Below are 8,839 nucleotides of genomic sequence, written 5' to 3'. Positions count from 1 at the left end.
TTGGTCTTCTTGGCTTCCTTGCCCTGGGGTTGTATGGTGGGCGCGGTCCTCCCCCTTTCGTGGCTGCCTTCCGCCCCTTAAACCGGGGCGGCCCGGCACTCCATGGAGTGCCGGGCCGCCCCGTTCCGTGCCTGTCCTGTGCGCTCAGCCTTTCATCCGGCGCGGTTGCGGCGCCTGGCCAGCTCGTCGGCCGGGTTGTTGCCGATGAGGGTCTCACCGGTGTCGACCCGCTCGCCATGGAGCTGGGAGAGCGCCGCGTCCACATCCCGCCAGACGACACCGACGGCGATTCCGAAGATGCCCTGTCCGCCTTGGAGGAGGCTGACGACCTCGTCCGGCGATGAGCACTCGTAGACCGTCGCGCCGTCGCTCATCAGCGTCATCCGCTCAAGGTCCTGGAACCCCCTGGCCCGCAGGTGCTGGACCGTGGTGCGGATGTTCTGCAGAGCGACCCCGGTGTCCAGGAACCGCTTGACGATCTTGAGGAGGACCACGTCCCGAAAACTGTAGAGACGCTGCGTCCCCGACCCGTAGGCCGGCCGCACGCTCGGCTCCACCAGCCCCGTGCGCGCCCAGTAGTCCAGCTGGCGGTAGGTGATCCCCGCCGCCGCGCACGCCGTCGGTCCGCGATATCCGATATCGCTCGCCGCTGCCACGCCGTCCGCCGCCACCGCGGCCGGCGCAGCCGGCTGCCTGATGGCGTGGTCGGCTGCACTGCCCTGCGGATACGGCCCACCCGCAGCCGTACCGTCGCCGCTGCTTCTCACGCCGACCTCCGTCCTTGACCTGCCCACTCGAAGGTAGGCAGTCACTGGGGGTGCGTCAACGATCGCCACACTCGGCACGCCGAGTGATAATCACCCTGAGGGTGGTTTCCCGTGTCTCGCTTCCGGGAAAGGCTTGTCGGATGCGCTGACGGCACCCTTTGCGGGACGGTCACTGACTGTTGGTACCGAAGTCCTCCGGTGAGATCTGGTCGAGGAATTCGCGGAACTTCTCCACCTCGTCCTCCTGCTCGTCAGGAATCGCGATGCCCGCGTCGTCCAGCACGCCGTCACTGCCGTAGATCGGCGTGCCGGTCCGCAGGGCGAGCGCTATGGCGTCGGACGGCCGGGCGCTCACCTCGACCCCGCTGGCGAAGACGAGCTCCGCGTAGAAGACCCCTTCGCGAAGGTCCGTGATGCGGACCTCGGTGAGCTCCTGGCCCACGGCCTCGAGCACATCCTTGAACAGGTCATGGGTCAGCGGCCTGGCCGGAGCCATGCCCTGCTGGGCGAAGGCAATGGCGGTCGCCTCCCCAGGACCGATCCAAATGGGGAGGTACCGGTCGCCTCCCACTTCACGCAGGAGAACGATCGGTTGGTTGGAGGGCATTTCCACCCGGACACCGACAACGTCGAGCTCGTTCACACAGCAACCCTAGGACGTGCTCGGCATGTTTGGGTAGTCGGGCTCCGCCGAGCTCAGTGCAGACGGCGGCGCAGAGCGCTCTGGACGAGGGCCGCGTGCAGCCGTACGGAGAGCTCGGCCAGCTCGTTCGCCGTGGCCTCGGCATGGGCCCTGGTCTGCGGATTACGGTGCAGCCGCAGCGGCGCGACCAGCTGCTCCACCAGCCCCGCCTCGCGGTCGGCGGAGGCGCGCATGGAGCGCAGATGGCGCGGCTCCAGGCCGAATCGCCCCAGATCCGCCACCAGCTTGGCCACGGTCACCATCTCGGCGTCGTAGCCGCCCTCAGGAGCCGGGACGATGAGCCCGTACGACTCCCACTCCTCCAGCTGCTCCTCGTCGACCTGGGCGGCCGCCAGGAGCTCGGCGCGCCCGATCCGCGCGGCGGTGGCCGCATCCGGACCGGACTCCCACACACCGTCGCCGAGGTCCCGCTGACCACCCGGCGAGGGCAGCGCGGGCTGCTCTCCCCGGGCCAGGGCGTCCAGGTGCTCCCGGATGACCTTGAGCGGCAGATAGTGGTCCCGCTGCATGCGGAGCACCTGCGCGAGGCGCTCCACATCGCCGGGAGCGAACTTCCGGTACCCGGAGGGAGTCCGCTGCGGCTCGATGAGCCCCTCGGCCTCCAGAAAGCGGATCTTGGAGATCGTGACTTCCGGAAACTCTTCGCGCAGTCGGGTGAGCACCGTGCCGATACTCACCCAGCGCGCGTCCGCGGTGGCGGCACCGTCACCGGCACCGCCTGTCGGTGTTCGCAGCATGGGCCTTCCTGGGGGTCCCCCCGGACGGATCCGGGGCTGGTCACACGCTCCGCGGGCTCGCATAGAAGACCAGGCGGTACTTTCCGATCTGGACTTCGTCGCCGTTGGACAGCAGGACCGAATCGATGCGCTCACGGTTGACGTAGGTGCCGTTGAGACTGCCGACGTCACCCACGGTGAAGCTACCGTCTGGACCCCTGCGGAACTCCACATGACGCCGCGACACGGTCACGTCATCGAGGAAGATGTCGCTCTGCGGGTGACGGCCGGCCGTCGTGAGATCACTGTCCAGCAGAAAGCGGCTGCCGGAGTTGGGGCCGCGGCGCACGATCAGCAGCGCCGAACCTCCGGGCAGTGCGTCGACGGCGGCCTGGGCCTCCGGGGAGAGCGAGGGCAGAGCCGTCTGGCCCGTCGCCTCGGCCTCGTACGCCTCAAGACCGGAGATCGAGATCGTGGACGTCGTCTCCGAGGCACGCTCGGGGACACCGCCCCGCAGCGGCGCGCCGCAGTTGGAGCAGAATCGACTGGCCTCCGCATTGCGGTGACCACACCTCGTACAGACCGGCATCGACGAGCCCTCCGGGGTGAACCCTCCACCCGAACGTGAGGTTGATGGTTCGCCGAAACCTATGCGGCCGGCACCGGCAGGGTCAACGGACGACACGCTGAGCCCAGTCTGAGTGGCGTCACCGGACACCTCATCGCGGAAGAGCGGACGCTCCGCCTCCTGCTCCTCGCCCTGGCCATGGCGAGGAGCACGGTGGCGGGCAGCACTGTTGCTGTCCTCGCGCGCGCTCTTCCCGAACAACTTCGCAAAAAACTTCACGGGCGATTCCCCTTGACCGACATAGACCCGCCCGTGGGGCAGGACGAACCCTGAATGAACACACCTGCCGACCCGGACATCTTCACAACGTCCGTATCCACCCGACAGTTTCCACCACGCACCACCAATCCGGTGCGCCGACCCCCCGCAACCTCGTACCCTCGTCCACCGGCCCTACGGCCCGGCGCGATCACGGGGACGACGACCGAGCGTAGTCAGGCCGCTCCGCCGGTCGCAAGGCGTCGACGACGATGTCGTCGGACCGCTCCACCACCGCCGTGGCCTGCTCCTTCTCCAGCGTCTGCACCACACCGCCGGGGATGTTGAGGGCGGGCTCCAGATCCTGCGGCTTGCCGATCACCTTGAACTCGTACGGTGCCTCGATCTTCTTGCCGTCCACCTGGATGTCACCGCCCTCCCCGGAGAAGTACGTATTGGCCACCACTCTGACGCCGTTGACCTCGATGGCCTCGGCGCCTGCCGCGCGCAGCTCCTGGACGGTGTCGAGCAGTTTGTCTGCCGCGACCGCGCCGGAGGGGTCGCTGATCGTCAGCGTGATGCCGGGCCCCTGAGCCGCCACCGTACCCGCGAGGATCCCCAGCTGACGTTCCTTCTCCAGCGTCTGCTTCCGGGCCTCCTCGGCCTGGTCCGAGCTGTTCTCCAGCTCGGTGCGCTGATCGTCCAGGCGCTGCTTCTCGTCCGCGAGGCGCTGCGTCCGGTCGTCGACCTCGTCGAGGATCCGGACCAGGTCCTCCTGACGCGCGCCGCGCAGTGTGCTGTCGTCGCTGGTGGACCGCACCTGGATGGCCAAGCCCAGACCGAGCCCGAACAGCAGGACGGCGACGATGAGTTGGGCCCGGCTCAGCCGGGGCGGCCACAGGCCCGCCAGCAGCCTCCGGCGCCCCGAGGCCTCTTCGGCGGCGGGCGGCTGCACCGGCGCGTCCGGCTTCTCGGGCTCGGGCAGAGGATGCGGCTGCGGCTCGGGCAGAGGCTGGGACCGGCTCTGGTTCTCGTCGTTGTTCATCGGCCTCAAGCCCGGAAGACGTGCCGGCGGATCGCGGCGGCGTTGGAGAAGATCCGGATACCGAGCACGACCACCACACCGGTGGAGAGCTGCGCACCGACACCCAGCTTGTCGCCCAGGAACACGATCAGCGCGGCGACGACGACGTTGGAGAGGAACGACACCACGAAGACCTTGTCGACGAAGATGCCGTCGAGCATGGCCCGCAGGCCTCCGAAGACCGCGTCGAGCGCGGCGACCACGGCGATCGGGAGATAGGGCTCGACCACCGCCGGTACCTCGGGCCGGACCAACAGTCCGACCACGACTCCCACGACGAGGCCCAGTACGGCGATCACGATGTGCCCTTCCCTGATTCTGCCGCATCACTGCCGGCGGCCTTCGGCTCTGCTGTACGGACGATCAGGCTCGGCGCGGCCGGCAGCCGCACCTTCGCCTGATCGGACAAGCTGGTGCGGATGTCGAAGCTCTCCTTGAGCGCGTTGAGGTACTGGCCGTCGGCGCTGTCCCGGAACGCGGCGGCGAGGTTCTTCCCGTCGCCGACCGCGAGCACCGTGTACGGCGGCACCAGCGGTCGGTTGTCGACCAGTATGGCGTCGCCCGCGGCGCGGATCGCCGACAGTGCCGTCAGCCTTTGCCCATTGATGGCGATGGCCTCGGCGCCGGACTCCCACAGGCCGTTGACGACCCGCTGCATGTCCCGGTCACGCACCCGGCCGGTGTCCGCGAAGCTCGACGACTCACGAGGTCCGCCGCCACCCTGATCGGTGTTCTTGGCATCGTCCACGACGAGCTTCACCCCGGGGCCCTCGACCGGCGTCGCCCCGGACAGCAGGGCCACCAGCTCCCCTTGATCGCCTCCGTGCTGCTCCAGGGCCTTGCGCTGCCGCTCGCTCACATCGCTGCGGAGCTTGTCGACGTCCGACTCCAAGGTGTCGGCCGCCCGGGTCTCGGCGTTGATACGGTCGATCAGCTCTTCGCGTTCCTTCGCGACGACCGGCGCCGACACCCGTGCCTCAGCGGCTCCGAGGGTGACCACGAGGGCGGCCACCACGAGCCCGGCGGCGAGCCAGAGCTTCGACTTGAGCGTACGGGGCAGCCCGGCGCTCCCGTCGGCCTTGCGGCGGGCCGAGGCCTCCGCGTACCCCTCGTCGAGACTGTGGTCCATCACGTTGTTCAGCAGCGACATGGAGGCGTCGGGGCGTGGGGGCGGCGAGGGTGTGCTCCGATCGGGGGGCTGCTGCGACATGCCGCACATCGTCGCACGTCACCACAGCTGCCGCCGAATGGCCCCACCGGTGCACCGGAACGCCCTGGACGGGGAGTTCCGGCGCACCGGCCTCACGAGGTCATTCGCCCGCGCTCTCCACCACGGCGGACCACTCGTCGAGCAGTGCCTGTGCCGAGGCGTCGTCCGGGCCTTCCGCCCACAGATGGGTGACGGCCTCCGCACGGTCGGGCAGCACCATGATCCACCGTCCGTCAGCCTCGACCACGCGGACGCCGTCCGTGGTGTCCACGCTGCGGTCCCCGGCCGCTTCCACGACGGTACGCATGACGAGGCCCTTGACCGCCCAGGGCGTCGCGAGGTCGCGGCGCAGGACATGGGCCCGGGGGATGCGGGCGTCGATCTGGCTCAGGGTGAGCTGGGTCCGAGCGACGAGCCCGATGAGCCGGACGAAAGCGGCCGTCCCGTCGAAGACGCTGCTGAATTCCGGAACGATGAACCCGCCGCGCCCGTCTCCTCCGAAGATGGTGGTCTCTTCGCGGCCCACCCGGGTCAGGTCGTCGGGCGAGGTGGTCGTCCACTCCACCTGGGTGCCGTGGTACGCCGCCACCTGCTCGGCGACGCGCGTGGTCGTCACCGGCAGAGCGACGCGTCCGCTGCGCCGCTCGGCGGCGACGAGGTCCAGCATGACCAGCAGGGCCCGGTCGTCCTCGATGATCCGGCCCAGCTCGTCCACGAGGGAGAGCCGCTCACCGACGGGGTCGAACCGGACACCGAAGGCTGCCCGCGCCGAGGAGACGATCTCCCCGAGCCGGACGAGGCCGGCGCGGCGGGTCTCGGCGGACTCGGTGGGCCGGGACTCGTCGAGTCCCGGGTTGATCGTCAGCGCGTCCACGCCGAGCCGCCCGAGGAGGCTCGGCAGGACGAGGCCGGCGGAGCCGTTGGAGGCGTCCACGACGACTTTGAGCCCGGAGTCGGCGATGCCCGCGATGTCGACGTTGCGGAGCAGGGAGCCGGTGTACGAGTCGAAGACACTGGACGGGAAGTGCAGGTCACCGATCTCGCCGGGGAAGGCCCTGCGGTACTCCTGGCGGGCGTAGACGCGGTCCAGCTTGCGCTGCTGCGCCTGGGAGAGGTCGGCGCCGCGCTCGTCGATGAACATGATGTCCACCGAGTCCGGCACCCCGGGCGACGTACGGATCATGATGCCGCCCGCGCTGCCTCGCGCGGTCTGCTGCCGGGCGACGGGCAGCGGTACGTTCTCCAGGTCGCGTACGTCGATGGCGCTTGCCTGGAGCGCCGAGATGACCGCCCGCTTGAGAGCGCGCGCACCTCGGGAGTGGTCACGGGCGGTGGTGACCGTCGACCCCTTCTTCAGGGTCGTGGCGTAGGCGCCGGCCAGCCGGACCGCCAGTTCGGGGGTGATCTCGACGTTCAGGATTCCGGAGACGCCCCGCGCCCCGAAGAGATGCGCCTGCCCACGGGATTCCCAGATCACCGAGGTGTTGACGAACGCACCGGCCTCGATGGTCTTGAACGGATACACCCGTACGTTGCCCTGGATGATCGACTCCTCGCCGACCAGGCATTCGTCACCGATGACGGCGCCGTCCTCGATCCGGGCGGCGCGCATGATGTCGGTGTTCTTACCGACCACGCAGCCTCGGAGGTTGCTGTGCTGTCCGATGTAGACGTTGTCGTGGACCACGGCCCTATGAAGGAAGGCACCGGTCTTGACGACCACATTGGACCCGACGACGGTGTGCTCACGGATCTCGACGTCCGCCTCGACCTTGGCGTAGTCACCGATGTACAGCGGCCCGCGGAGCACGGCGTCCGGATGGACCTCCGCACCTTCGGCCACCCATACACCGGGTGAGATCTCGAAGCCGTCGAGCTCCACGTCGACCTTGCGCTCCAGGACGTCCGCTTGGGCCTTCACATAGCTTTCGTGCGTACCGACGTCTTCCCAGTAGCCCTCGGCGATATAGCCGTAGATCGGCTTGCCTTCCTTCATCAGCTGCGGGAAGACATCACCCGACCAGTCGACGGAGGTATCGGCCTGGACGTAGTCGAAGACCTCGGGCTCCATGACATAGATGCCCGTGTTCACGGTGTCCGAGAAGACCTGGCCCCAGGTCGGCTTCTCCAGGAAGCGCTCGACCTGTCCGTCCTCGTCCACGATGGTGATGCCGAATTCCAGCGGATTGGGGACCCGGGTCAGACAGACCGTGACGAGGCCGCCCTTCTCCTTGTGGAAGGCGATGAGGTCGGTGAGGTCGAAGTCGGTGAGCGCGTCACCGGAAATGACGAGGAAGGTGTCGTCCTTCAACGCCTCCTCGGCGTTCTTCACACTCCCGGCGGTGCCGAGTGGCTTCTCCTCGTTGGCATAGGTGAGCTCCATCCCGAGCTCTTCGCCGTCCCCGAAATAGTTCTTGACGAGAGACGCGAGGAACTGAACGGTCACTACTGTTTCATTGAGCCCATGCCGCTTGAGAAGCCGCAGTACATGCTCCATGATCGGCCGATTGGCCACGGGCAGGAGCGGCTTGGGCATGCTCGAGGTCATGGGGCGCAGGCGCGTGCCTTCGCCACCAGCCATCACGACGGCCTTCATGTCGGAAACGTCCTCCTAGAAGAAGCGACGGTCAGCCGAGTTCGCCCGTCGGGCATCACGTTCAAGACATCACACCGCGGGCCGGCCACACTGCACGGCACCGCGTCAACGAGCTCAATCGGCTACTGCATCCGCCTTGACAAGCCGGCGGACCTGGACCACGTAAAGGATCCCTGCCCACCAATACAGAGTTGTACCCCATCCTGCGAACGCCCATCCGAAAATGGCGGCCACGGTAGCCAGCCAACCACTCCCGTCGCTGAGCAGCAACAAGGGGAACGCGTACATCAGGTTGAAAGTTGCAGCTTTCCCCAGGAAGTTGACCTGCGGCGGCGGATAGCCGTGGCGCCGCAGGATGGCCACCATCACGAGCAGCATCAGCTCACGGGCAAGCAGAGCAGCGGTGAGCCAGAGCGGCAGGATCTCGCGCCAGGTGAGGCCGAGAAGGGTCGAGAGGATGTAGAGACGGTCGGCAGCCGGGTCCAGGAGCCGGCCGAGACTGCTGATCTGGTTCCATCGCCTGGCGAGCTTGCCGTCGAGGTAGTCGCTGATGCCGCTGAGCATCAGCACCAGCAGCGCCCAGCCGTCGCTGTTGGGGCCGCCGAACACGGGGCGGAGAATCAGCCACAGGAAGAGCGGTACCCCGACAAGGCGAGCCATGCTGAGGATGTTGGGGATGGTGAGGACCCGGTCCGTCTGGACCCGAGTCTCCTGGACCTCCACCCGGGAGCCTCCTGTGAAGAACGTGCGAATGATGCCCCCCGACCTTACCCTCAGCCTCCGCCGGCACCTGCACAGGGGTGGACAAGCGGGCTGAGGTTGCTAGGGGCATGGAACGCAGAAAAGCCCCGCACCACAAGGGTGCGGGGCTTTCCCGGAAAAATTGTTCGGCGGCGTCCTACTCTCCCACAGGGTCCCCCCTGCAGTACCATCGGCG

The 8,839-nt window shown here is 68.0% G+C and carries 9 protein-coding genes; all 9 read right to left on the bottom strand.

Annotated features, from left to right (window positions below; translation table 11 throughout):
- Nucleotides 1–152: 152 nt before the first annotated feature.
- The 9 genes from ABZ267_RS33060 to ABZ267_RS33020 all read right to left on the bottom strand — a co-directional run bounded on the left by ABZ267_RS33060 (nt 153) and on the right by ABZ267_RS33020 (nt 8,625).
- Nucleotides 153–767 carry a MerR family transcriptional regulator gene (locus ABZ267_RS33060; RefSeq protein WP_356756993.1) on the bottom strand — a complete coding sequence of 205 codons (615 nt, stop codon included), beginning with the start codon at nt 765–767 and terminating at the stop codon, nt 153–155.
- A gap of 169 nt (nt 768–936) precedes the next feature.
- Complete coding sequence (locus ABZ267_RS33055; RefSeq protein ID WP_006123076.1) at nt 937–1,410, bottom strand: bifunctional nuclease family protein; 474 nt, start codon at nt 1,408–1,410, stop codon at nt 937–939.
- Between the two features lie 53 nt (nt 1,411–1,463).
- Nucleotides 1,464–2,207, bottom strand: coding sequence for a MerR family transcriptional regulator (locus ABZ267_RS33050; RefSeq protein WP_356756995.1), 744 nt, complete (start codon nt 2,205–2,207; stop codon nt 1,464–1,466).
- Nucleotides 2,208–2,247: 40 nt separating this feature from the next.
- Nucleotides 2,248–3,033 (bottom strand): FHA domain-containing protein, encoded by a 786-nt coding sequence (locus tag ABZ267_RS33045; protein WP_356756997.1) that lies wholly within the window; start codon nt 3,031–3,033, stop codon nt 2,248–2,250.
- A 190-nt stretch (nt 3,034–3,223) separates the two neighbouring features.
- Nucleotides 3,224–4,057, bottom strand: a complete 834-nt coding sequence (locus tag ABZ267_RS33040; protein WP_356756999.1) for a DUF881 domain-containing protein — start codon at nt 4,055–4,057, stop codon at nt 3,224–3,226.
- A 5-nt stretch (nt 4,058–4,062) separates the two neighbouring features.
- Nucleotides 4,063–4,395: a small basic family protein gene (locus ABZ267_RS33035; RefSeq protein ID WP_003970459.1), complete on the bottom strand. Its 333-nt coding sequence runs from the start codon at nt 4,393–4,395 to the stop codon at nt 4,063–4,065.
- A complete protein-coding gene (locus ABZ267_RS33030) occupies nt 4,392–5,306 on the bottom strand; it encodes a DUF881 domain-containing protein (RefSeq protein WP_356757001.1) in 915 nt (304 codons plus the stop codon). Before ABZ267_RS33030 ends, ABZ267_RS33035 begins: the two co-directional genes overlap by 4 nt.
- Before the next feature lie 100 nt (nt 5,307–5,406).
- Nucleotides 5,407–7,902 carry a mannose-1-phosphate guanyltransferase gene (locus ABZ267_RS33025; RefSeq protein WP_356757003.1) on the bottom strand — a complete coding sequence of 832 codons (2,496 nt, stop codon included), beginning with the start codon at nt 7,900–7,902 and terminating at the stop codon, nt 5,407–5,409.
- A gap of 114 nt (nt 7,903–8,016) precedes the next feature.
- A complete protein-coding gene (locus ABZ267_RS33020) occupies nt 8,017–8,625 on the bottom strand; it encodes a CDP-alcohol phosphatidyltransferase family protein (protein WP_015607274.1) in 609 nt (202 codons plus the stop codon).
- Between the last annotated feature and the right edge of the window lie 214 nt (nt 8,626–8,839).

The organism is Streptomyces sp. NPDC006174, assembly GCF_040614075.1.
Taxonomy (GTDB): Bacteria; Actinomycetota; Actinomycetes; order Streptomycetales; family Streptomycetaceae; genus Streptomyces.
The sequence above is the reverse complement of the archived record's forward strand: the minus strand, read 5'-3'. Positions and strand labels throughout refer to the sequence as shown.

Bases quoted from the DNA above. Each gene is read 5' to 3' on its own strand.
- ABZ267_RS33025 (WP_356757003.1), bottom strand. From the start codon at position 7,902: ATGAAGGCCGTCGTGATGGCTGGTGGCGAAGGCACGCGCCTGCGCCCC.
- ABZ267_RS33040 (WP_356756999.1), bottom strand. From the start codon at position 4,057: ATGAACAACGACGAGAACCAGAGCCGGTCCCAGCCTCTGCCCGAGCCG.
- ABZ267_RS33030 (WP_356757001.1), bottom strand. From the start codon at position 5,306: ATGTCGCAGCAGCCCCCCGATCGGAGCACACCCTCGCCGCCCCCACGC.
- ABZ267_RS33050 (WP_356756995.1), bottom strand. From the start codon at position 2,207: ATGCTGCGAACACCGACAGGCGGTGCCGGTGACGGTGCCGCCACCGCG.